We start from the raw sequence: 23,869 nt of genomic DNA on the forward strand, positions 1-23,869 counted from the left end.
GAACAGGTGAGCAATGCATAAAGACAAGCCGGCACCTTCTGGTGCAGGGTTTCGACGCCTGTCAACGCGCCATGAACGTTCTGATTTGCGTTTTGAATATTGGCGCAGTCTTCATCATCGAATTGATATTCAAACCCCGACACATGAGGGGGCAAAAAACTATAATGCCGAATTGCTGCAATGTGTTGCCAGCGATGGATTGATTTTTGGGTTGTCGCGAAGCGACGATAGGGTCGTGAATTTTGCCAGGCCTGAAGGCGAATTCGCGATGATCAGCATTCCGGTCGGGGGTCGGGTAAAACTGATCTACGGAGATGATGTTTGCCCGGAAATTGCAGCAGGCAGATCGGCTGTTGTCGGTGATGGGACGCGCTCCTTGACGACAATCACGGATACTCATTCCCATGTTTATCTCGCGATCAATCGTGATTCAGCGATGTTGGCCCTGAATGGTGGTGCCGAGAAATTGGATCAGGGTGTCTCTTTTTGGGCGCATGGTGGAATGGCCGATATGCTCAGGTCCCACTTGCAGAATATGGCAGTGCAAGGAGAGGATCTTGCCACGCAAGAAGTGGAAATTGCGATGAAGGTGGCGGTGGAGCTCTCGCTTGGTGTCTTGGCACAAGGTGTTGATGGTCATGATCCGCAGGAAGAGATTTCAACAGTCGCGATTTACGAGAGTAGCCGACGTTTTATCCAGATCAGTATTGGCCGTATGGATCTGACAGCGGAAGTGATTGCGCAGAGTCTCGGGTGTTCGCGCAGCCATCTTTATCAGGTTTTCGAGCTGCATCATGAAACGGTGGGAAATATGATCCGCCGGTACCGGTTTGAAAATGCGGTCTCTCTTTTGGGCATGGTTCCGTACCTGTCGGTCAAACAGATTGCCTATCGTTCAGGATATAAATCCCCTGCAGCATTTTCACGTTCCTTCCGGGAATATACCGGTATGTCTCCAACCGATTTTCGCGCTTATCACGAAGCAACTTAAGTCGGCTTATTGCCTTTAAGTGCATACGTGGCGGTCAGAAATCAATAAAGACACACTGCATCTTCTTTGGACGCACTGCATCGTCAGTTTTGGATAAGGTCCCCGAATTAAATTGCGGAGCACAGGCTGTGTTTTGCGTGATGTGCCTAGAGGCGACAAGGGGACTCGTATGATGAAGTTTGATTCCGGGGAGGCTGTCAGACCATCGTCATGGTCCGGCAGGGTAATGATTGCATTTGCAATGCTAATGACCGGGGGGCTGGTGACACCTGCCGTTGCGCAAGACGCCACGGAAGATGAAAACGGCCAAGGTGAGACAGCTAGCGACTTCGCGGGAGGCATACATCTTGCCGCAGTGTTTGCGGAGCTGTCCTATTCCAAATTCGACGAACACAGTGACATTCCCAATCCGGATAAATCCAAAACCGGGGGCTTCAAGTTTGGTGGTGTTGTTGCGACAGGTAGCAACGATACGTTCGTTGTGCCTTATCTGACATTCGCCAAAACTGATGGCGAAGGGTCTAACGAGTTTGCAAGTATCGAAACTGACAGTTCGCTCGCTGGTGCGGGGATCGGGGTTACGCATTTTGTAACACCGTATTTTCGTGTGATGGGCGGAGGGGAATTCGCGACGGGCGACCAAGATGTGGTTTTCAATGGTGCAGACACGAGTAAAACCGACATCGATATCTATAGCGCATATGGCGGTGTGGATTTTGACTTGTTTGCCTATGACGATTTCTTGTTTGGTGCATCCGATCAGATCGGTTTGAGCCATATGAGTGCAAATTTCCAACCGGGCAACAGTGTTGGACAAGGGTATTCGCGGGCCTGGTCAAACGGGTTTTCGCTGAACGGGACCTGGTTTGCGACGGAAGATACGACCTTGGGCGCGCATCTGACATATGTACGCCTGTTTGGTCTTGAGACGCTGCCCGGTGAGGAGCCGCTTGATCGAGATTATGGACAGATATCAATCAGTGCCCAACACAGCCTGACAGACAGTGTGTCAGTTTATGGCAATATTGATCATGTTGTTTTCAATGACCTGTATGATTCGACCAAAACAGTGGTCGGCCTTATGACATTCTTCTGATGCCGGTAGAGGTGACGTTATGATTTCAATGACAAAAAAACTGATGCTCGTTGCGGTGCTTGGTGCACTCGTGAGCGCTGGCGGATGTACGAAAACGATTAAGAACCCCAACGCTGTTGGAAGCCGCGCAAACGTAGCAAAAACGCTGGAATCCCTTTCACCCCAAAATGTGATACCTGTTCCGTCCAGTACAGGGTCCTAGTAAGGGCGGCGACCCGTTCATTCGGGCAAGAATAGACAGTGTTCGTAATAGTATGACAAAACCCCGGCGCATAACCCGCCGGGGTTTTGTTTGTCTGATGATTGTAAAAATCAGCGCGGTTAGCGGAACATCATCACCGGCACATGGCAGGAGCGGACCATTTCGGTGGTGGTGCTGCCGATGATCAGGTTGCGGATACGCGAGTGGCCATAGGCGCCCATGACCAGAAGGTCGATATTTTCCGCTTCGATCTTGTCCTTGATCACGTCTTCGGGCTCGCCCGATGCAAAGCCTGCATCAACCTCGTAGCCCGCCTTGCGCAGGATGCCTGCGGCTTCATCAAGCTTTGCCTGCAAGGTGTCATTGGGTTTGCCAACCGAAAGCAGTGTGCAGGGCAGACCGGTAAACAGCTTGCCCGATGCAATGTGGCGCACGGCCTTCATTGCACTTTCGCCGCCGTCAAAGGCAATCAGGAACTTGTTGATCGGCTTGAACGCACGCGATGCGACAAGCACCGGCTTCTTGGCCGAACGCACAACTCGTTCAAGGTTGGAGCCCAGATGCAGCTTGGCGAAATCGGCCGCTTCCCCGCGTTTGCCAACCAGAATCAGATCGGCATCACCTTCGAACTCGGCAATGGTTTCGACCAGATCGCCATGGCGCAGCTTGGTGGTTACCGTGCCAACACCCTTTTCCTCAAGCCCGGTTTTGGCTTCTTCAAGCAGAAGACGACCGCGCTTGAGTTCGAGCTTGTTTTTCTGCTCGTCAAGATCCGCCAGCTCCTTGAGTAGCGCCGAACGGGCACCGAGTTTGAGGCTGCCACTGAGGTCGGCGGGTTCGGAATCGGTATTGCGCCGGCCCAGCACGTGCATCAGTTCAACCGAGGCTTCGGTCCGTTCTGCCACCCAGCGGGTCAGGTCGCATACACTTTGCGAATAGCCTGATCCATCGATCAGTGCGATCAGATGTGTCATGGATCGTCTTCCTTTCCCAGTTTCCCTAGTGGCCCATCAGGCGTTCAAGCGCGCCGGGCTTATCGTGGATGGCCAGTTTATCGACGATTGTCTCGCTGGCTTCATTGAGACCGATCAACTCGACCTCGGCCCCTTCACGGCGGAATTTGAGCACGACCATATCAAGGGCTGCAACACTTGAAATGTCCCAGATATGCGCGTGGCTGACATCAATCGTGACCTTGTCGAGCGCTTCGCGGAAATCAAAGGCCTTGGTGAAGTCTTCGACCGAGGCAAAGAAGATCTGGCCGCGCACTTCATAGGTGCGGTGCGTGCTGTCTGGCGAAAGCGTGCTGGTAACACGGAAAATCTGTGCGATCTTCCAGGCAAAGAAGATACCCGAAAGCAACACACCGACCAGAACACCGATGGCAAGGTTGTGCGAACCCACCACCGTGATCACGGTCGCCAGCATCACGATGGAGGAGCTGCGCGGATGGGTCTTGAGGTCCTTGATCGAGGACCAGCTGAATGTCCCGATCGACACCATGATCATGATCGCGACAAGGGCCGCCATCGGAATGATCGCCACCAGATCGCCCAGAACGACAATCAGGATCAAAAGGAAAATACCGGCAAGGAAGGTCGACAGGCGGCAACGGCCACCGGATTTGATGTTGATCACCGACTGGCCGATCATCGCACAACCGGCCATACCGCCGATAAAGCCGGTAAAGAAGTTGGCAATCCCCTGGCCATAGCATTCGCGCGTGCGGTTGGAGCTGGTGTCGGTCAGATCATCAACGATCTGGGCCGTCATCAGACTTTCCAGAAGACCGACAGCCGCGACCGCTGCCGAATAGGGCAGGATGATCAGGAAGGTATCAAGGTTCAGCGGCACATCCGGGAAATAGATCGCCGGGAAGGCATCGGGCAGCGCGCCCATATCGCCCACGGTGCGCAGATCGGCATCGATAAAGAACGACAGGCCCGTCAGAACGACAATGCAAACCAGCGGCGACGGGATGACCTTGGTGATGCGCGGGAACAGATAGATGATGGCAAGACCGCCTGCGACCATCACATAGGTCATATAGCTGACATTGGTCAGTTCCGGCAGCTGGGCCATGAAGATCAGGATGGCGAGCGCATTAACGAACCCGGTCATGACCGACTTGGAAACAAAGCGCATCAGCGACCCCAGACGAAGCGCACCTGCCAGCATTTGAATGACGCCGGCCAGAACGGTCGCGGCCAGCAGATAATCCAGGCCATGCTCGCGGACAAGCGATCCCATCAGAACGGCGGTGGCGGCGGTCGCCGCCGAAATCATGCCCGGACGGCCGCCAAAGATGGCGGTGATCACGGCAATCGAGAAGGAGGCATAAAGCCCGACCTTCGGGTCAACACCGGCAATGATGGAAAAGGCAATGGCTTCCGGGATCAGGGCCAGCGCAACGACAAGGCCCGAAAGCACATCGGCGCGAATGTTGCCAAGCCATTCAGCCCGCAAACGCGGCAGAAAATCGCTATTCACAGAAAATCTCCGTCTCGGTCAAGCCCGACCGCGCAATCGCCAGATCTGGCGATTGATTGTCCCGCGGGCTGGAATGTCATCAGGCGGTCTTTTTGATCCGTCAGCCGGAAATTCAGCGACAGGTCTCCCCAAGACCATCCCGTTCGTTGCTGCGTCGCAGCAGGCTGTACCTATACCAATTTAAGATTTTACACAACCGTGGGGCAGGACCGTGAATTGCGGATGATTGTATTGTGGAAATTTTGGGCGTGGGTGCGGAGAAATGAGAAGTGGTGGTTTGGTTGCTCAAACAGCCAGAATGTAAAGCCGTCGGAGCAGGTAAGTGAGGGAATCTTACCTGCTCCTGCCTGGGATAGACCAAATGTTATTGGTTGGTTGCTTTGGCAGCTTGGTCAATTGTGTCTGCGACCACTTTCGGCTGGGTCATGAAAATAGAATGGCTGGCGGAAACCTTGGTGACCTTGGCGTTGATCCGTTCGGCCATCGCGGCCAGCATTTCGGGATCGAATGCCTTGTCCTCGGTTCCATAGACAGCCCAGCTCGGTTTTGTTCTCCAGGCAGCGTTTTGAAGCTTGGTTTCAAATGCCTTGAGGTTGATTGGAACCTGTGAGTCCCGCATGAAGGCGGCATCCGCATCGCTGACGTCATTTGCAAAGCCCTGTTTGAACTTTTCGGGTTCAACAAAGGCATAACCGTCGGTGTGAATGTCCAGAACGAATTCCGGCGACGTTGCATAGCCTTCATAGAGCTGGCCTGTCGTTTCACCAGCATCCGGCGCGAGGGCCGCGACGTAAACGAGTGCGGCAACTTTGGGATCTATGCCTGCTTCGGTGATGACGGTTCCGCCCCAAGAATGCCCGACGAGAACAGTCGGTCCATCCTGACGATCAAGGGCGCGTTTTGTTGCGGCAACGTCGTCGGCCAAAGACGTAAGCGGGTTCTGTACGATGGTTACGTTGTACCCGCGCGCCGTCAGATCATTGTAAACGCCGCGCCAACCGCTTCCATCGGCGAATGCCCCGTGAACGAGCACGACATTGCGAATGCTGTTGCCGTCTGCGGTCTTGTCGTCTGCCTGCGCAGATGTTGCGGATACCAAGGACAATGCGATGGCAGCGGCGATGTTCAATATCTTGTTCTTCATTTCCGTAATCCTTTTCTGGTCAGTGTAGTTATTGAATGTCGAAAGCAGCGCAGTGTTGGATGTCGCTTTGCGACGTGCTGTGGGATACTTAATAGTTATCGCGATAAATGTTATTTCGATAACTATTAAGTTGGATTAATTCTCTTGTCCAGAAAATAATTATCGCGATATATATTATCGTGAATAAACCTTGAGATCAGGTGCCAGAAAGGAGTCTCTTTTGTCGGAAGAATCCAACATTCCCGTGCCCCTTGAAGATCAACTATGCTTTGCGATCTATTCCGCAGGGATTGCGATCCAGCGGCTCTATAAGCCGTTGTTGAACAAACTTGGCCTGACCTATCCGCAATATCTGGTTCTGAATATCCTCTGGCAGCAAAACACCCAGAGTGTCGGCCAAATCGCTGATCGACTGGCATTGGAATCAAGCACTCTGACACCCTTGTTAAAGCGTCTTGAGAGTTCCGGTATGGTAAGGCGGGAAAGAAACCCGGATAACGAACGACAGGTTCTGATTACGCTAACACCCGCCGGATTGGCGCTTCGTGATCAAGCAGGTTGCCTTGGTGCTGCGCTGTTACAGGCCTCTGGTCAGAGCCCGGATGAGCTTGCGGATCTGAACAGCAAGACAAAGCAACTCCGTGATCTGATTTACCAGAACGGTGTGGACTGGTAACCGGCACGTTTTGATCGCATGGTCTTCAAACCGTCGGAACCGTTCCGCCATCAATGACATATTCCGTACCGGTTATGGCACCGGCGCGATCAGATGCCAAAAATGCAATCAGGTTGGCGACTTCTTCGGGTTTTGCCGGGCGACCCAGTGGGATGCCGCCAAGTGCATCCATGATGATCTTTTTGCCACCGTCATAGTCGGTGCCTGCTTGTTCTGCCAGGCGTTCTGCCAAGTGGACGGCGGCTTCTGTTTCTATCCAGCCCGGTGAGACGCGCATGACGCGAACACCTTTGGGAGAGACTTCTTTTGAAAGCGCCTTGCTATAGGTCGACAAAGCAGCCTTTGCTGCGGCGTAGGCAGTTGTTGAGTCTGGCAGCGGGAGCTCGCGTTGGATTGAGGTCACGTGAATGACGACGCCTTGTCCCCGGGTGATCATGTCAGGGATCAAATGCCGATCAAGTCGAACGGCCGGAAACAGGTTCAAGTTCAGTTCCTGATGCCAATGATCATCAGACAACGCGCGAAACCCGCCAGCAGGTGAGGATGAACCGCCAAGCATATGGACGATAATATCCACACCGCCAAGGCGTTGTTTTGTTGCCTCTGCCACTGACAGACAGCCGTCGTCGGTGGTCAGGTCGGCTGCGATAAAATGATCGTCAGCAAACGTCTCCGGACGGGTGCGCGCTGTGGTCAGAACGGTTGCACCCAGTTCGCGCAATAGCTTGAATGTTGCGAGGCCTGCACCTTTTGTCCCGCCGGTAACGAGGGCGCGCTTTCCTTTCAGGGTAAGAAAATCTGACATCATTTCACGCCCATCTCGGCAATCTTTCCGTCCTTGATGCAAAAGACGTAGTTCAGCGTCACCGGGCTGTTTGGGAAATTTCCACTTACCTTGGCGCGAACCGTGACCTTGTCACCGGTTGTCTCTGTCTCAAGAGGCTCGGCGACATGGTTGTATTTTGCCTTCGCTGCCAGCCACCAGTTTTGGATTTCGGTCGATCCAACGTGACGTTCGCCTTCGTCGTGAACGATTGCATCCGTGCAAAACACTTTTGTCAGAATGTCAGGATCTTGGTTTCGATCAGCATCGAAATACGCCTGTACAGCATCAATCATATCCATCGCCTTCACTCCTTACGGTGACTTGTATCTCGACAGATAATCCGGATTCATTGTACTAACAATACGGACAATAATTGATGTAGAGATGAAAAAATCGGGACAATGGAACGTATCGTCTTGAACGATCTGGAAGCTGTCATGGCAATTGCCAAACGCGGCACATTTCGCGGGGCAGCTATTGATATGGGGGTTTCGACGACAGCCTTGAGCCATGCAATCAGCAAGCTTGAGGCTGGTCTGGGTGTCAGGTTGTTTAACCGCACCACACGAAGCGTATCGCTCTCGGATGCGGGCAGGCTGTTTGTCGACCAGGTCGGTCCTTCGCTTCAGAGCATCCATGATGGATTGGAAGTGGTTCGCTCACAAAGAGAAACGCCGTCAGGGACCATCCGGATCAATGCGGCCCCTTTTGCGGCGCGTGAGGTGATTTCACCACTTGTATTCGAATATCTTCGCCGGTTTCCGGACATGCATGTTGATCTGGTGACCGAAGGGCGACTGGTGGATATCGTCGCGGAAGGTTTCGATCTGGGGGTGCGGGTTTCAGGGTTGATTCCCAGTGACATGATCGCAGTGCCACTTGGACGTGTTCAACAATATGCGATCGTTGCATCCCCCGACTATTTCAAGGATCGTAAAAAGCCGAAGGTCCCGCCGGACCTTCTGAACCATAAATGCATCCGGGTAAGGCTGCCGGATGGATCGGTTTTCAGATGGCGGTTTGAAAAGGACGGTGAAGCGGTTCAGATTGACGTGAACGGGCCCATCACACTCGACGAGGCAAGTCTTGCGCGCGCGGCGGTTCTCGAAGATATCGGGGTTGGCTGTTTTATGGAGCGTGATGTTCTTGCGGACATCGAAGCAGGGCGCCTTGTGCGCGTGCTTGACGACTGGACGCTGCCATTTTCAGAGCTGTGCCTTTATTATCCCGGTCGGCGCAATCTGTCGGCGGGGCACAAGGCGTTTGTTGCGCTCGCCCGAGAACTGGGGCGGGGCGCTGCGTCAAACAAGCCGACTGTCAGTCCAATTGCACTCTGACCAAGGCTGTTGGCCAGAGTGCTCCGGATCTTCTTGCATTTTGAAATGCCGGTCAGGCGTTGTCGAGAAGCGCCTTGGCGATCGCCTCGCCACAGGTGACGGTGTTGGCCTTGCCGCCAAGGTCAGCGGTACGCAGGTTTTCATCGAGCAGGACGGCCTCAATGGCGCGCATGATGGCATCATGGGCATCGGTATGGCCCAAGTGATCAAGCATCATTGCCCCGGACCAAATCTGACCGATGGGGTTGGCGATGCCCTTGCCAGCGATATCCGGGGCAGAGCCATGGACCGGTTCGAACAGTGAGGGGAATTTGCGTTCCGGGTTGATGTTGCCCGATGGCGCGATGCCGATTGTACCCGTACAGGCCGGGCCAAGGTCGGACAGGATATCGCCAAACAGGTTCGAGGCCACGACGACATCAAAGCGATCCGGGTTCAGGACGAACTGGGCGGTCAGAATATCGATATGATATTTGTCCCATGTGACGTCGGGATAGTTTTTCGCCATTTCGATCACGCGTTCATCCCAATAGGGCATGGTGATCGAAATGCCGTTTGATTTGGTCGCCGAAGTCACATGTTTGCGCGGGCGTTTCTGGGCCAGCTCGAACGCGTATTTCAGGATGCGATCAATGCCGGTGCGCGACATGACGGTTTCCTGAATGACGATTTCACGGTCCGTGCCGGGATACATCTTGCCCCCGACCGAGGAATATTCACCTTCGGTGTTTTCGCGCACGACATAGAAATCAATATCGCCCGGTTTGCGACCCGCGAGCGGCGATGGCACGCCGGGCATCAGTTTGGCCGGGCGCAAATTGACATACTGGTCAAAGTCGCGCCGGAACATGATCAGCGATCCCCACAGCGAAATATGGTCCGGCACCGTATCGGGCCAGCCGACCGCACCAAAGAAGATCGCATCATGCGGTTCGATCTGTGCGCGCCAGTCATCGGGCATCATTTGGCCGTGCTTTTGATAGTAGTCGCACGAGCCGAATTCGAATTCATTAAACACCAGATCGAGGTCGAAAACTTCGGCGGCGGCCTTAAGCACGCGGATGCCTTCGGGCATGACTTCGGTTCCGATGCCGTCGCCGGCGATGACTGCGATTTTGTGGGTGGGGCGTGTCACGGTGCTGTTCTCCGCTGATGTGTGTTTTTTGGTGGCTTGTCGGTTTGGTGAAAACCGGGGGGCTGATTATTGCCTTGATACGGCCTTACGTCGAGCCCCGGAAGCGATCCGGATTACAGTCCTGATTGCAGCCCGGATACAAGAAAGGCCCCGCCATTGGCAGGGGCCTTTCCGTGTAAGGGTATCTGGAGACTTATCGTCGCCGGAGTTCAGGCCTTAGCGATTCTGGCGGTTATCGATCAGGTCATCGACAACACCCGGATCGGCAAGGGTCGAGGTGTCGCCAAGCTGGTCATATTCGTTGGCGGCAATCTTGCGCAGGATGCGGCGCATGATTTTGCCCGAACGGGTTTTCGGCAGACCCGGCGACCACTGGATGAAGTCCGGGCTTGCGATCGGGCCGATTTCCTTACGGACCCATTTGACCAGTTCGGCGCGCAGCTCGTCAGTCGGTTCTTCGCCGGCATTAAGCGTGACATAGGCATAGATGCCCTGACCCTTGATGTCGTGCGGAACGCCGACCACGGCGGCCTCGGCCACCTTGGAATGGGCGACCAGTGCGCTTTCAACTTCGGCAGTCCCCATGCGGTGACCCGATACGTTGATCACGTCATCGACACGGCCGGTGATCCAGTAATAGCCATCATCATCACGACGCGCACCGTCACCGGTGGTGTAGACGTTTTTGAACGTGCTGAAATAGGTCTGGATGAAGCGTTCATGGTCACCATAGACCGTACGCATCTGACCCGGCCAGCTGTCCTTGATGACAAGGTTGCCATCGGTTGCGCCAGTTAGTTCCTTGCCTTCGTTATCAAGCAAGGCCGGCTGGACACCAAAGAACGGAAGCGTCGCCGAACCCGGTTTCAGGTCGGTCGCACCCGGCAGTGGCGTAATCAGGATACCGCCGGTTTCGGTCTGCCACCAGGTATCGACAATCGGGCAATTCTTTTTGCCGACATGCTCGTAATACCATTCCCAGGCTTCCGGGTTGATCGGCTCACCCACCGAACCGAGTATGCGAAGCGACGACAGATCAGCCTTGTTCACAAAGCTTTCGCCTTCGCGCATCAGGGCACGGATCGCGGTTGGTGCGGTATAGAAGATGTTGACCTTGTGCTTTTCGCAAACCTGCCAGAAGCGCGATGCGTCCGGATAGCTCGGAACACCTTCAAACATCAGGGTCGTGGCACCATTGGCCAGCGGACCATAAACGATATAGCTGTGACCTGTGACCCAGCCGACATCAGCCGTGCACCAGTAAATATCGCCTTCGTGATAGTCGAAGACATATTCATGGGTCATGGATGCATAAACGAGGTAACCGCCCGAGGTGTGCAGAACACCCTTCGGCTTGCCGGTCGAGCCCGAGGTATAAAGGACAAACAGCGGGTCTTCGGCATTGACTTCGGTCGGCGGGCAGTCTGTGGAGGCTGCTTCGCAAACTTCGTGATACCAAACGTCGCGCGCATCATTCCAGGCAACGTCCTTGCCGGTATGCTTGACGACGACCATTTTCTCGACCGATTTGACACCCGGATGCGACAGGGCCTCATCCGCATTGCGTTTCAGCGGGACCGAGCGGCCACCACGCAGACCTTCGTCCGAGGTGATGACGACTTTCGCACCGCAGTCTTCAACGCGGCCAGCCAATGCCTCGGGCGAGAAGCCGCCAAAGACGATGGAATGGATCGCGCCGATACGCGCGCAGGCCAGCATGGCAACCGCGGCCTCTGGGATCATCGGCAGATAGATGACAACGCGATCACCCTTGGCAACGCCCATCGATTTCAGCGCGTTGGCGAAACGACAGGTGCGCTCATAAAGGTCGCGATAGGTGATGTGTTCTGAGACGTTGGGATCATCGCCCTCGAAGATGATGGCGGTCTGATCGCCGCGCTTTTCAAGGTGACGGTCAAGGCAGTTGGCCGCGACGTTGAGCGTCCCGTCCTCATACCATTTGATATAGAGGTCTTTGGCGTCGTAGCTGACGTTTTTGACGGTTTTATAGGGTTTGATCCAGTCAATGCGTTTGCCGTGTTCGCCCCAGAAGCCTTCCGGGTCTTCGACCGACTGCTTGTACATGGCGTCGTATTTTGCCTTGTCGATCAAAGCGCCCTTCGCGATGTCGTCAGGTACGGGATAAACGTTCGCAGACATATGTGGCCTCTTGTTCGTTTCCTGTGGTCTCTAGGTCGGCACCGGGGTGCTTTCGATGACTTTTCCAACGGGCTCGAAAAAGGCATCCGTCCGATGCGGTAATTTCGGTGCGGTTCAGAACCTGCTTTGCCATGCTGCCCGGTCCGGTGTGTGATCGGTCCCGTTCAAAGGGGGCGGGCACGGCAAAGTTACTCCTGTCGCTTGCGCCCTATGCTAGTGCGCAGAGAGTATTGAGGGAATACAACTTAAGACGGGGGCGGGCCTGGCCGGGTGCGCGTTGGTTGGTGTACGTTTGCCGCACTGGCAGGCATGGTCGTCGTCATTGGCCGCCCTTGGGTGCCGATCCTTGGTTCTGTTCCCTTATCCAATTGAAATATATCCGAAATTTCGGGCTTCGCCAGTGAAGCCGATTACATTTTTTCTGTATGCGGATGTGGGGCCAGCTTGGTTCGGTTCTGGATTTGACGGAACAAAACAGATACAAAGAAGCCAGCACGTAATCAAATGGTGGGATAATGGATCCGATTTCTTTGGCAGCAGGGGCGCTTGGCGCATCTGTTCTGGCACTTGTCTTTAGCATCATGATGGTCAAGCGCATCAAGGATGCCGCAGAAGCCGAGACGGAGTCGCGCACAGCCCTTCTGGCGTCCCAGCTTGAACATGCGGACAATACCCGGCGCGATCTTGCGACCGAGGTGGCACAGATGCGTGAAAAGCTTGCCGAGGCATCGGAAAAGCGGGCCATTGCTGAAACCACGGCCAACCGGGTGCCGGTTCTTGAAGCCGAAATGAAGGAACTTCGCACCGCCCTTGACCACTGGCGCGAAAAGGGGTCCGAGCTTGAAACCGCGCTTGAGAAAGAGCGCGAGGCGGCCAAGGAAAAGCTCGAAATGCTGGAAGACGCCAAGACCAAGCTGCTTGATAGCTTCAAGGCGCTGTCGTCCGATGCGCTTAAGGTCAATAACGACGAGTTCATGAAGCTGGCGCGCGAAAACTTTTCCCGCCTGCAGGAAGGGGCCAAGGGTGATCTTGAAAAACGCCAGCAGGCCATTGACGGGATCGTAAAACCCATCCGCGAACGGCTTGAAGCCTTTGATACCAAGGTTAACGAACTTGAAAAAAACCGCAAGGAAGCCTACGGCGAGCTGCGTGAACAGGTCGGGACCCTGGTGCAATCGCAACACAAATTGTCCAAGGAAACCCAGACGCTGAGTTCTGCCCTGCGGTCCAGTTCGTCGGTGTCGGGCAAGTGGGGCGAATTGCAGCTCAAGCGGATTGTCGAACTGGCCGGGATGCTCAAGCATTGCGACTTTGACGAACAGGTGCATTTCAACACCGACGAAGGTGTTCAGAAACCCGACATGGTCATTCACCTGCCGGGCGGCAAGAATATCGTGGTCGATGCCAAGGCCCCGACATCGGCCTATCTTGAGGCGATTGACGAGAAATATGACGAGGATCGCCGCGAAGCCTTGATGGCGACCTATGTCACCAATGTGCGCAAGGTGATCACCGATCTTTCGAAAAAATCATACTGGAAGTCGGTCGACAGTCCGGAATTTGTCGTGCTGTTCCTGCCCGGTGAGAGCTTCTTCTCGGCCGCCCTTGAACGTGACCCGCGTTTGATTGAGGACAGCTTCCGCGACGGGGTCATTCTGGCAACACCGACGACCTTGCTGGGCCTGCTTAAGGCCGTGTCATATGGCTGGCGACAGGAAGCCTTGGCCGAAAGCGCACGCGATATCAGTGAAATCGGCTTGCAGCTTTATGATCGTCTGGGCGCGCTTGCCAAGCATTTCTCATCGATGGGAAAATCGCTTGAAAGTACGGTGAAGCATTACAACAAGACGCTGGGGTCACTCGAAGGATCGGTTCTGGTGTCGGCGCGCAAGCTCAAGGAAAAGCATATCGTCTCTGATGACCGCATGATCGAGGAACCTTCTCCGTCGGAAACCCACGTGCGCGAAATCACCAAGACGGAATTGCTGGCTGGGCCAGAGGATGCGACGGCAGACGCGGATGTGACGCCAGACGCCAGGGATTAAGCCAAACCGGTTTTGGCCGAGATCCCTTGTGCGCGACATGGCAGCCATCACGCGTAAATCGGGCTGTTTGCTTGACTTGGGCGTGGGGAGACCTTATCTCGAAGCGCGAAATTCGCTATAATCAGTTACCGAACTACGATTGAAACCGGATCAGAGACCCATGGCCCTGCGTGAAATTCTTATCGTTCCAGACTCGCGCCTGAAAAAGGAATGCGAACCGGTCGAAGCCGTGAATGATGAGATCAAGACACTTCTCGATGACATGCTCGAAACCATGTATGCGGCACCAGGCATTGGCCTTGCGGCACCGCAGATCGGGGTGATGAAGCGCGTGGTGGTCATGGATGTGTCCGATGACAAGGACAAGCCGGAACCGCTGAAGTTGATCAATCCGGAGATCATCTGGGAATCTGAGGAAACCTCGATCTATCAGGAAGGGTGCCTGTCGATCCCGGAACAATATGCCGATGTCGAACGCCCGGCTGAAGTCGGCATGCGCTATATGGATGAAAACGGCGAAACGCACGAGATCGAGGCAGACGGGTTGCTTGCGACCTGCATCCAGCACGAGATCGATCATCTGGATGGCGTTCTGTTCACCGATTATCTGAGCACGCTCAAGCGCAACATGATCCTGAAAAAAGTCCAGAAGCTGCAGAAGACTAAAAAGTCTGCCTGAGACGTCTGATCAGAAACGTATGCAAAGGGCCGGTTTTCCGGCCCTTTTGTTTTGCGTGAGCTAAGATTTGCGGGGTTTGATGTCGTTCGGATCAAGCCCGACGATCCAGCCTTCGCGTTCCAGTATGCTTGGCGTGCGGGGCAGATGTTCAGGGCGGCGCCCCTCGGCAATTTCGATCAAACCCATCACACCAATCAGGGCGTCAAAGGCATCATCCTTGCCGTGATCCGGTCCAAAGCCATCCTTGATGTCGTCCCAGACGGCACGACTTATTTCAATGCCTTTGGTTTGGGCGGCATCGCGGAGCTTGTGCAGGTATTTCTTCCGGCTGTCTTGAATTGATTTAGTCAACTCACTTGTATCAGTAAACCAGCCATAAATTTCGCCGGGATAGGTTTCAATCAGGGTGACGCCGTGGGATTTGCTGCAGGCTTCAAGGTCGCCCGCAAACGGCCAGATGTTAAATCCATCGGCATCACCCGGCATGATCAGGTTTTTGAGCCCATGCAGCATGCCCTTGCCGACCTGATTGGCACCAAGCGTCCAGAAGGGCGGGCAGGCGGCGTTGCGTTGGGTGGTTGGGAATTCGCAGGCGCGATGAAGCGCATCGAAATCGGTCAGGCCCAGTGCCTTGATCAAATCGTCGCGTTTTACGCTGCCCTTGATGCCGGAGCTTTGCGGGTAGAAAGGGCGCTTATGCCGGATTTCATCCGGTGATTGGCAGACATCAAAGAATTCCTGCCATTCATCGGTTTCAAGCAACCCCAGCATGGACATGAAGTCTTTGACATTCGCGCCATCATACCACGCATCCAAAAAACCGATCGGCATATCAAGGCCAAGCCAGAGCGCATCCTTCTTGCCATGCGCGGCAAGCGATTGGCGAAATTGATGGAGCATCCCGACCGGCTCGATGGCGTGGATTTGCCAGCCGGTGTCACGGCGGCTGGCTTTGGCGACCCAGCGGCCCGTGGGCGATAGGCTCCAGTCTGCGTGCCAGATATGTCTGACCGGGTATTTCGGCGATTGAAGTAAGGCTTGGCTTGTCATTTGGGCAGGATAACGCCAAATTGCCGCCAGAAGAGTCAAAAGATGAATGGGATTGATATGACCAAGCTGCGCATTGCCTTTATGGGAACCCCGGACTTTGCCCTTGTGGCGCTGAAGGATCTGGTGGCGGCGGGTCATGACGTGGTTTGCGTCTATTCACAGCCGCCGCGCCCGGCCGGCCGCGGGCACAAGGAAACGCCAAGCCCGGTGCATGCCTGGGCGCTTGATCAGGGGATTGAGGTCCGCCATCCGGTGTCGCTGAAATCGGCCGAGGAACAGCAGGCTTTTGCCGATCTTGATCTGGATGTTGCGGTGGTGGCGGCCTATGGCCTGATCCTGCCGAAAGCCATTCTTGATGCGCCGAAATTTGGCTGCCTGAATATTCACGCGTCGCTTCTGCCGCGCTGGCGCGGAGCGGCGCCGATCCAGCGCGCCATTCTGGCCGGTGACGCTGCGACCGGTGTCACCATCATGCAGATGGATGTCGGGCTTGATACCGGTGACATGTTGCTAGTTGGCGAATTGCCGATCACGGCGGAAACCTATGCCAATGCCCTGCATGATGATCTGGCGGAACTTGGCGGGAAGATGATTGTCGAGGCGCTTGAAAAGCTGCCCAAGGGGGAGCTTGTTGCCACCAAGCAGCCGGAAGAGGGCGTGACCTACGCGGCAAAGCTGGAGCGCGCCGAGGCCAAGCTTGATTTTGCCGATGATGCCGCTGCACTCGAGCGCAAAATCCGCGCCTTTACCCCTTGGCCAGGGGCATATTTCGAGCTCGGTAAGGAACGCATCAAGGTGCAGGCGGCCGAGGTGATTGATCAATCGGGCCCGGTGGGCGAGATCCTTGATGACAAGCTGACGATTGGCTGTGGCACCGGCGCGCTGCGCCCGACCCGGATTCAGCGTCCGGGCAAATCGGTGATGGATACCGACGCGGTGCTGCGCGGTTATGACAAGCTTGCCAAGGGCGTAAAGCTCGGCTGATGGCAAATATCACGGCACATACGGGTGGTGATGTGACGATCCGGCCGGCCTTTAACCGCGATGGCGATGGCATTGCCGAACTGATCGCGCTGGTGTTTGCCGATTATCCCGGCTGCGTGTTCGATCGCGCCGCCGAATTCCCCGAACTTGATGCGATTGCCGATGACTTCAAGGCCGGTGACGGCCGGATCTGGGTTGCGGTGGACGATCAGGATCGGGTTATGGGCTGTTTTGGCGTCAAATATGATGCCACAACCCGCGAAGCAGAACTGCACAAGGTTTATCTGCATCCGGCTGTGCGGGGGCGCGGCATAGCACAAAAACTGATGGCCAAGGCGTTGGCTTGGTTGGGACAGGCGCATCCAGAATGCGAAGCGGTGATGTTGTGGACCGATACGCGGTTTGAGGCCGGGCATCGGTTCTATGAAAAATGCGGCTTTGCGCGCACAGGCGAAAGCCGCATTCTGGATGATCTTTCCAATTCGTCGGAATGGCAGTTCCGCTTTGACTTCGCGGCCTATCAGAAGGCGCTCGGCTTCTAGGCCGGGTGCCTATCGGTTATTTGCCAACATCACGGGCGGTTTTGCTGGTGTCGGTGGTGCCGTCACTGTTGCGGCGCACCGCACGCGCATCGCGGAAGCCAAGCTCCCACGGCGGGACCGGGGTGAATTTTTCTGCCAGGAAGTCAACAAAGGCACGCACCTTGGGCGACAGGTGGCGTTTGTGCGGATACACCGCCGAAATCCACGCCTGATCATGGACATATTCAGTCAGAACCGGGGTCAGGCGACCGGTGCGGATATCTTCATGCACCAGATATTCGGCCAAGCGCGCCATGCCCAGCCCGGCCAGAACAGCTTCGTGGAGTACATCACCGTCATTGGCCGAGAACGAGCCCTGTGCGCGGAACGCGACGTGACCATCGGGTGTTTCAAAGTGCCAGTCGTTGAAGCTTTCGCGGGATGACAGATGCAGACAGTTATGGTTTTCAAGGTCCTGCGGCTTACGCGGGATACCGTTCTTTTCGAGATATTCCGGCGATGCGACAATCATGCGGCGGTTGACCGCATATTTACGCGCAATCAGGGATGAGTCTTCGAGTGCCGAGAGACGAATGGCAAGGTCATAGCCATCGTTGACCAGATCGGTGAATTTGTCATCAAGCGTCAGCTCAATCCGCACATCGGGATAGCGCGCCAAAAACTCCGGGATCAGTGGCACGACCTGCATTTTGGTAAAGGCGACCGATGCGTTGATGCGCAGGGTGCCGCGCGGGGCGGCATAAAGCTGGGTGACGACTTCTTCGGCTTCCTCGATCTCGTTTAGGATCGTGCGGGCGCGCTCATAAAAGGCGCGGCCTTCCTCGGTCAGGCTGAGCTGACGGGTGGTGCGCATCAAAAGACGGGCACCCAAACGATCTTCAAGGCGCGAGATGTATTTCGAAACAGCTGACGGTGACAGACGCATTGTCCGGGCAGCGGCCGAGAAACTTCCTTCCTCGACTGCATGGACAAAGATTTCCATTTCCGCGGCGCGATCCATATTCAGCTTTCCTATTTATGACGGACATTCACAAGTAATGTGCATATTGAGGTAATTCTCTTTCCCCGTAAAGGAAATTAGATTGAGTTCATCGAGAGCGACACGGCGTCGCAACGAACGAAATTTTAGGAGGTCACCATGGCCACTTACGAAGAAATCACCACCCGTTACATCTCCACCACCGAAATCGAGGCAGGTGTACGTAAAGGTCAGCAGCTCCGCGCTGAATTCGTAGGCTCCTTCTTCCGTAACCTGTTCAAAGGTTCCGAGAAATCAGCCGACGTAAACCATCCGGCCGGCACCGTTGGCGGTGCTGCCTAACTGACGACCTAACTGCATGCGGTTGAGCGCCGATTGATTTCCTCCCCAAGAGGTGCTCCCGCAGGCAGGGACTATGACGACGGTTTCTATCTAGCGTCTTCCTCCCTATTTGACGCTGTTTTCCCGACTGGCCCGGTCACTTTTGTGATCCGGGCCATTTTTTTGCCTAATCGGCCTCTTTGGGGGCGATGTTGGGCGGCATGTAAAAGCCCGGCCGTTCCGAGAACCATGACCCCAGGCTGACGATGGCGGCGGCAATAAGGGTCACGACCAGCATGGTGGCAATCGACATGTCGGCAGCAAACATCCAGCCATAAATCGCCGGGCCGATGGCCGAGGCCAGCACCATGACTGCGGTCAGCGTACTGCGCACAGCACCGATTTCATCAAGTGGCACCAGTTCCGGGATGATGGCGGTGCGCAAGGTGGTGGCAAACCCCACCGTAATGCCGACCAGCCCCATGTAAATCAGGATCACCCACGGCGTGGTTGTGAGCGCCAAAATGGCAATGCCAACCATCATCGGGATCAGATGCCAGGGAAACAGGCGGCGCGCCGAATGTTTGTCAATCAGCGGACCACTGCCAAACGCGCCCAGCACCGATGTAATGGCAAACACCGTAAACCCGGCGGCAAACCAGCCAAGCTCGATCCCCTTGCTGTTGGAAATCGCCCCCTGATGGAAAAAGAGCGCGGTCATGATCAAGGGGGGTGCGGCCAGCATCGGCATGCAGAACCAGACATAAAGTGATTTGAACAGGCGGGGGTGATCACTTTGGCTGGTGTCTGTCGGGGACTCGGCGTGATCCGCATTGTTCGTGTCGGGTGCAGTCGCCGACTCGGTTGATTTAGTGGGCGCCTTGCGGAATTTTGCATCGCTTCGAATAAGCCAGATCGCAACCGGCAGCAGGACCAGCAGAATAAACGCCGCTGACCCGGCATAGGTATATCGCCAGCCAAAGGCGGCAATCAGCGCCAGCAAGGTGGCGGGCATGATCGCCTCTGCCAGCGGAAAGCCGAAACTGGCAATCGCCAGCGCCCGTCCGCGACTACGCGAAAAATAGCGCGCGATACCGGTCATGCTGACATGGCTCATCAATCCCTGACCAGCCAGACGCAATACAAACAGGGCGGCAATCAACATCCAGACATTGCCAGCGAGCGCAATCATCACACAGCCAAGTGCGAGTAACGCCATGGTGGCAAGGCTGTAGGACAGGATATCGACCTTGTCGATCCAGCGGCCAACGACCGGCAGGCACAGCGCACTGGCAATGGTGATCCCGGCATAGATATTGGCAAATTCGGTTTCATTGAGTGCCAAGCTTGCCGAGATGAAGGGTACAAACAGTGCGACCAGAAACGTCTGCCCGAACGAGGAGCCAAAACTGTGCAACGCGCCAAAGGCAAGTTGGCGGGGTGCTTGGCGAAGCAAGATCAAAAACTGCATGCGGATTCCGGCGAGGTGTGAGTGGGGCGCGTGATTTAAGATTTAAATAGTATGAGGAATGTATCTGGCGTGTGAACAGCTGTCTACCTGCCCGCATGGGTGGGATGGGATCAGGTCGCCCGGGAAGGCGGCAAAGAAAAAGCCCGCAAGCGTTACACTTGCGGGCTTTGACTTTCGTCGGGACGGAGATGGTTTAGCTTGCGGCGACTGCCGGTGTCGGGGTGTTCTTTTTACCCTGCCACCAGTTGAAGGCCAGAACCGCAAGAAGGACGATCGTGCCAGCGATTTCTGCCCGGATGTCGGGATAGAACACGCCGATAGTTGCCGGAACGATGATGATGCGTGAAAGCACATCCATCGGGGCAAACAGATAGCCCTCAAGGGCGGCGGCAAAGGCGACCAGACACAGGATCGCGGTAAAGCCGGTCCAAAGGACGATCTGGATCGAACCGCCTTCGATGATTTCCGGATTGAAGACCATGAAGGCCGGGATCAGATAGAGACCCTTGGCAAACTTCCATGCCTGAATACTGGTTTCCATCGGACTGGCGTTGGCAATTGCGGCCCCCGCGAAGCCCGCCAGTGCAATCGGCGGCGTCACGTTACTGTCCTGCGAGTACCAGAACACCACCAGATGCGCGATCAGAAGCGGAATGCCGAACTCGTTCGAAAGGGCCGGACCCACCAGAACGATCAGAACGATATAGGATGCCGTAACCGGCAGACCCATACCGAGGATCAGGCTTGCGATCAGTACCAGAACAAGCGCCAGAACGATGTTGCCACCCGAAAACGCGATCATCATCGACGAGAATTTCAGGCCAAGACCGGTCACGCCAACCACGCCGACAATGATACCGGCAACTGCACAGGCCATCGAGACGGCAACGGCGTTTTTGGCACCAAGTTCAAGGGCGGCAATGGTGATCGCGATGCCCTTTCGGATGGCGGCGACCAGTTTTTCGTGGCTTGGTTTTTCACCCTGCTGCGGGGCGACAAAGAAGAACCACAGCGCATAACGCAGGGCGGCAACCGCCATCACCGATAGAATGGCCCAGAAGCCCACCCGCATCGGCGAGATGTTAAGGACCAGCAGGTAAATCAGGATGCCCAGCGGCAGGATGAACTGCCAGCCTTCCTTGAGAACTTCTTTCCAGTCCGGAAGCTCTTCGACCGGCATGCCGCGCATGCCCTGTTTCAGGGCAACGATATGCACGAACAGATAAACCGTGCCGAGATACAGGATCGCCGGGAAGATCGAGACCAGAACGATGTCGAGATACGGCACCTGGGTATATTCGGAAATCAGGAACGCACCCGCCCCCATCAGCGGTGGGGTGATCTGACCACCGGTGGATGCCGCAGCCTCAACACCGCCCGCCTGTGCCGGGCGGTAGCCGAGCTTTTTCATCAGCGGAATGGTAAAGGCACCCGTGGTGACCACGTTGGCAATGGCTGAGCCGCTGATTGATCCCATACCGGCCGATGCCAGAACGGCGGCCTTGGCCGGGCCACCCGGCTTTTTGCCGGTGGCAGCATAGGCCATATCGATAAAGAATTTGCCAGCACCGGTGACTTCAAGGAACGCGCCAAACAGAACGAACATGAAGATATAGGTCGCAGCAACCCCCATCGGCAGGCCGTAAATGCCTTCCTGACCGAGGTAAAGTTGCCCGACAAGGCGATCAACATCGTTGCCGCGATGGGCAAGAATGCCCGGAAGCCATTCACCAACCCATGGCAGCGCACCGCGCGGACCCGACAGGGCGTAAATGATGGCAACGATGCCAATCACGGTCATGCCAAGGCCGACTGCACGGCGGCTAGCCTCCAGCACGGTGACGGTGGCAATCACGCCGATGATCAGGTCGGTTTCGCTCCAGAAACCGGCGCGGTTGATAATTTCATCAAGAAAGAACGTAAGATAGAAGCCCGTGGTAAAGGCGCCGGCCAGGAAGGCCAGATCAATCACCCAGCCAAGGAAGCCGCGCTTTTTGTTGCTGCCGAAAATCGGGAACATCAAAAAGGCCAGGAACATCACGAACGCAAGGTGAATACTGCGTTGATAGAACAGGCCAAGCGGTTCGATCCCTGCGCCATACATCTGGAACAAAGAGAGTGCGACTGCGACGATCGAGATTGCCCACAGAACTAGTTTTGGCTGTGGCAATCTATCCGTCATGGATGGCAGCGTTGCCTGTTCGGACATGAAATTTATTCCCCGGTATCAAGGCGGATGGTGACACGGGTGTGTTCAGCCATCTTTGAAAGGTTGATTTCGTCACGGTCGGTGACGATGCGGTGGTTCACCGCAACTGAGCCGACGCGCAACACATAGGCATTGCCGCGCACAGGTTCGTCGATATCTTCGATCCAGTATCCGCCGCCTTCTGCGCTGGTCAGAATACCGCGACCGGGATAATGACCAAGTCCCGCCGCGAAGTCGGGCTGATAGGCGCGATGGAGAACCATCTTGCCAAGATCGTCTACATAACAGTCAATCACGCCATCACCGGTGACAGAATGGTTCCAATACAGGCACCAGCCGGTTTGACGCGGAATTTCGGTTCTGGCCAGAAGCGCCCCGTCCGCACCGATCACCTCAAGATGATCAATAACGGTGCCGGGTTTGACGTGATCCTGATAGGCCGGGCCAGCACATGCCGTGATCAGGAGAAGAAGGGCGGCCATTGCTGGCCGCCCGAACTTTTGCAGAAGCATCTTACTTGATCAGCTTCGGCGGAATCGGCATGCCGGTTTCTTCGTAGTAACGAAGTGCGCCCGGATGCATCGGGATCGGGGTCGAGTTCAGAGCGAAATCAACCGTGGTGTCGTTTGCTGCCGGGTGGATGGCGATCAGTTCGTCGACCTTTTCAAACAGGGTCTTGGTGATCTGATAAGCCAGTTCGTCGTCCATTTCTTCGTTCACGAACAGAACGTTCGGGGTCGAAATGGTGTTGACCGGTGCAGTTACACCTTCGTAAACGCCTTTACGCAGGGCGTACGGTGCGAAGGTCGGTTCTGCATCGAGGGCAGCCAAGATTTCATCGTCGGTCAGCGCGATCAGTTTGATTTCACGCGTGGTCGCGAGGTTCAGGATCGAGCTGGTGGGCGGACCAACGCTCCAGAAACCGGCATCGATGTCACCATCACGAAGGGCATCTGCGGTTTCGTTGAAGTTCAGGCGCTGTTCTTCGATGTCATCATAAGTGATGCCGTTAGCAGCAAGCAGGGTCTGTGCCGAAACTTCGGTACCCGAACCCGGTGCGCCAACAGAAACGCGCTTGCCTTTAAGGTCGGCAAGGCCGTTGATGCCGCTGTCGGCCATGGTGACGAGCTGAACAGCGTTCGGATAGATCGACGCCAGAGCGCGAACGTTATCAAGGGTACGGCCTTCGAATTTACCGGTGCCGGTGTAACCAGCATAAACGGTATCAGCCAGACCGATTGCAATGTCACTGTCGCCACGGGCAATCAGGCCCATGTTTTCAACAGATGCGCCGGTGACTTCGGCAACGGCACTGGTGCCGTCGATGTATTTGGTGATCAGTTCCGCAAGGCCACCGCCATACGGATAATAGGTGCCACCGGTACCACCGGTTGCGATTGACAGTTGCTGTGCCGACGCGGGTGCGACGGTCAGCATCATGGCTGCGGCTGCTGCGGTGAGCAGGGTACGGAGCTTCATGATAGTCCTCCCTAGGGTTAAACACTTAAGCGACGAATAGATCCAAGAGATCG

Annotated in this window: 22 protein-coding genes; 9 read left to right on the plus strand and 13 right to left on the minus strand. The window is 55.5% G+C overall.

The window, feature by feature from the left end:
• The first annotated feature begins 13 nt into the window (after nt 1–13).
• Together FHI25_RS07020 and FHI25_RS07025 are read left to right on the plus strand one after the other, a co-directional pair.
• Nucleotides 14–991, plus strand: a complete 978-nt coding sequence (locus FHI25_RS07020; protein ID WP_210516259.1) for a helix-turn-helix transcriptional regulator — start codon at nt 14–16, stop codon at nt 989–991.
• A gap of 133 nt (nt 992–1,124) precedes the next feature.
• Entirely contained in the window at nt 1,125–2,087 is a 963-nt protein-coding gene (locus tag FHI25_RS07025) for a hypothetical protein (RefSeq protein WP_210516262.1), read from the plus strand.
• 321 nt (nt 2,088–2,408) lie between these two features.
• Here FHI25_RS07025 and FHI25_RS07030 read toward each other — a convergent pair whose 3' ends face one another.
• The 3 genes from FHI25_RS07030 to FHI25_RS07040 form a co-directional block, all read right to left on the minus strand.
• Nucleotides 2,409–3,263 carry a universal stress protein gene (locus FHI25_RS07030; RefSeq protein WP_210516263.1) on the minus strand — a complete coding sequence of 285 codons (855 nt, stop codon included), beginning with the start codon at nt 3,261–3,263 and terminating at the stop codon, nt 2,409–2,411.
• Nucleotides 3,264–3,288: 25 nt separating this feature from the next.
• Complete coding sequence (locus FHI25_RS07035; RefSeq protein ID WP_210516265.1) at nt 3,289–4,779, minus strand: SulP family inorganic anion transporter; 1,491 nt, start codon at nt 4,777–4,779, stop codon at nt 3,289–3,291.
• Between the two features lie 364 nt (nt 4,780–5,143).
• Nucleotides 5,144–5,923, minus strand: a complete 780-nt coding sequence (locus FHI25_RS07040) for an alpha/beta hydrolase (protein WP_210516267.1) — start codon at nt 5,921–5,923, stop codon at nt 5,144–5,146.
• A gap of 220 nt (nt 5,924–6,143) precedes the next feature.
• On the opposite strand from FHI25_RS07040, the gene FHI25_RS07045 reads away from it, so the two are divergent.
• Nucleotides 6,144–6,599: a MarR family transcriptional regulator gene (locus FHI25_RS07045; RefSeq protein ID WP_210516269.1), complete on the plus strand. Its 456-nt coding sequence runs from the start codon at nt 6,144–6,146 to the stop codon at nt 6,597–6,599.
• Nucleotides 6,600–6,624: 25 nt separating this feature from the next.
• Here FHI25_RS07045 and FHI25_RS07050 read toward each other — a convergent pair whose 3' ends face one another.
• Both FHI25_RS07050 and FHI25_RS07055 read right to left on the minus strand, forming a co-directional pair.
• On the minus strand, nt 6,625–7,404 hold the full coding sequence (locus tag FHI25_RS07050; RefSeq protein ID WP_210516271.1) for an SDR family oxidoreductase: 780 nt from the start codon (nt 7,402–7,404) through the stop codon (nt 6,625–6,627).
• Nucleotides 7,404–7,724, minus strand: a complete 321-nt coding sequence (locus FHI25_RS07055) for a nuclear transport factor 2 family protein (RefSeq protein ID WP_210516273.1) — start codon at nt 7,722–7,724, stop codon at nt 7,404–7,406. The genes FHI25_RS07050 and FHI25_RS07055 overlap by 1 nt, the downstream gene beginning before the upstream one ends.
• Before the next feature lie 102 nt (nt 7,725–7,826).
• Here FHI25_RS07055 and FHI25_RS07060 point away from each other — a divergent pair, with 102 nt between their 5' ends.
• Nucleotides 7,827–8,762 carry a LysR family transcriptional regulator gene (locus tag FHI25_RS07060; RefSeq protein WP_210516275.1) on the plus strand — a complete coding sequence of 312 codons (936 nt, stop codon included), beginning with the start codon at nt 7,827–7,829 and terminating at the stop codon, nt 8,760–8,762.
• Nucleotides 8,763–8,814: 52 nt separating this feature from the next.
• On the opposite strand, the gene FHI25_RS07065 is transcribed toward FHI25_RS07060, so the two are convergent.
• Nucleotides 8,815–9,897 carry a tartrate dehydrogenase gene (locus FHI25_RS07065; RefSeq protein WP_210516277.1) on the minus strand — a complete coding sequence of 361 codons (1,083 nt, stop codon included), beginning with the start codon at nt 9,895–9,897 and terminating at the stop codon, nt 8,815–8,817.
• A 216-nt stretch (nt 9,898–10,113) separates the two neighbouring features.
• Complete coding sequence (acs, locus tag FHI25_RS07070; RefSeq protein WP_008889038.1) at nt 10,114–12,057, minus strand: acetate--CoA ligase; 1,944 nt, start codon at nt 12,055–12,057, stop codon at nt 10,114–10,116.
• Between the two features lie 515 nt (nt 12,058–12,572).
• Here acs and rmuC point away from each other — a divergent pair.
• Together rmuC and def are read left to right on the plus strand one after the other, a co-directional pair.
• The gene (gene rmuC / locus FHI25_RS07075) at nt 12,573–14,102 is read left to right on the plus strand and encodes a DNA recombination protein RmuC (protein ID WP_210516278.1); all 1,530 of its coding nucleotides are present in this window, start codon (nt 12,573–12,575) and stop codon (nt 14,100–14,102) included.
• A gap of 160 nt (nt 14,103–14,262) precedes the next feature.
• Entirely contained in the window at nt 14,263–14,781 is a 519-nt protein-coding gene (gene def, locus FHI25_RS07080) for a peptide deformylase (protein WP_210516280.1), read from the plus strand.
• 60 nt (nt 14,782–14,841) lie between these two features.
• Here def and FHI25_RS07085 read toward each other — a convergent pair whose 3' ends face one another.
• Nucleotides 14,842–15,831 (minus strand): methyltransferase type 12, encoded by a 990-nt coding sequence (locus tag FHI25_RS07085; RefSeq protein WP_210516282.1) that lies wholly within the window; start codon nt 15,829–15,831, stop codon nt 14,842–14,844.
• Nucleotides 15,832–15,888: 57 nt separating this feature from the next.
• Here FHI25_RS07085 and fmt point away from each other — a divergent pair, with 57 nt between their 5' ends.
• Together fmt and FHI25_RS07095 are read left to right on the plus strand one after the other, a co-directional pair.
• The gene (gene fmt, locus FHI25_RS07090; RefSeq protein ID WP_210516508.1) at nt 15,889–16,815 is read left to right on the plus strand and encodes a methionyl-tRNA formyltransferase; all 927 of its coding nucleotides are present in this window, start codon (nt 15,889–15,891) and stop codon (nt 16,813–16,815) included.
• Nucleotides 16,815–17,357: a GNAT family N-acetyltransferase gene (locus FHI25_RS07095; protein WP_210516284.1), complete on the plus strand. Its 543-nt coding sequence runs from the start codon at nt 16,815–16,817 to the stop codon at nt 17,355–17,357. Before fmt ends, FHI25_RS07095 begins: the two co-directional genes overlap by 1 nt.
• A 16-nt stretch (nt 17,358–17,373) precedes the next feature.
• Here the strand turns inward: FHI25_RS07095 and FHI25_RS07100 are convergent, their stop codons facing one another.
• Nucleotides 17,374–18,357: a LysR family transcriptional regulator gene (locus tag FHI25_RS07100; RefSeq protein ID WP_008889044.1), complete on the minus strand. Its 984-nt coding sequence runs from the start codon at nt 18,355–18,357 to the stop codon at nt 17,374–17,376.
• A 138-nt stretch (nt 18,358–18,495) separates the two neighbouring features.
• Here FHI25_RS07100 and FHI25_RS07105 point away from each other — a divergent pair, with 138 nt between their 5' ends.
• On the plus strand, nt 18,496–18,678 hold the full coding sequence (locus FHI25_RS07105) for a hypothetical protein (RefSeq protein ID WP_008889045.1): 183 nt from the start codon (nt 18,496–18,498) through the stop codon (nt 18,676–18,678).
• Nucleotides 18,679–18,844: 166 nt separating this feature from the next.
• Here FHI25_RS07105 and FHI25_RS07110 read toward each other — a convergent pair whose 3' ends face one another.
• The 4 genes from FHI25_RS07110 to FHI25_RS07125 all read right to left on the minus strand — a co-directional run bounded on the left by FHI25_RS07110 (nt 18,845) and on the right by FHI25_RS07125 (nt 23,816).
• Nucleotides 18,845–20,128 (minus strand): MFS transporter, encoded by a 1,284-nt coding sequence (locus tag FHI25_RS07110; protein WP_210516286.1) that lies wholly within the window; start codon nt 20,126–20,128, stop codon nt 18,845–18,847.
• A 193-nt stretch (nt 20,129–20,321) separates the two neighbouring features.
• Nucleotides 20,322–22,337: a TRAP transporter permease gene (locus tag FHI25_RS07115; protein ID WP_063085821.1), complete on the minus strand. Its 2,016-nt coding sequence runs from the start codon at nt 22,335–22,337 to the stop codon at nt 20,322–20,324.
• A 5-nt stretch (nt 22,338–22,342) separates the two neighbouring features.
• A complete protein-coding gene (locus tag FHI25_RS07120; RefSeq protein ID WP_246878923.1) occupies nt 22,343–22,819 on the minus strand; it encodes a DUF1850 domain-containing protein in 477 nt (158 codons plus the stop codon).
• A gap of 31 nt (nt 22,820–22,850) precedes the next feature.
• Complete coding sequence (locus tag FHI25_RS07125; protein WP_210516291.1) at nt 22,851–23,816, minus strand: TAXI family TRAP transporter solute-binding subunit; 966 nt, start codon at nt 23,814–23,816, stop codon at nt 22,851–22,853.
• Between the last annotated feature and the right edge of the window lie 53 nt (nt 23,817–23,869).

It is taken from the genome of Thalassospira sp. ER-Se-21-Dark (genome assembly GCF_017922435.1).
GTDB lineage: Bacteria > Pseudomonadota > Alphaproteobacteria > Rhodospirillales > Thalassospiraceae > Thalassospira.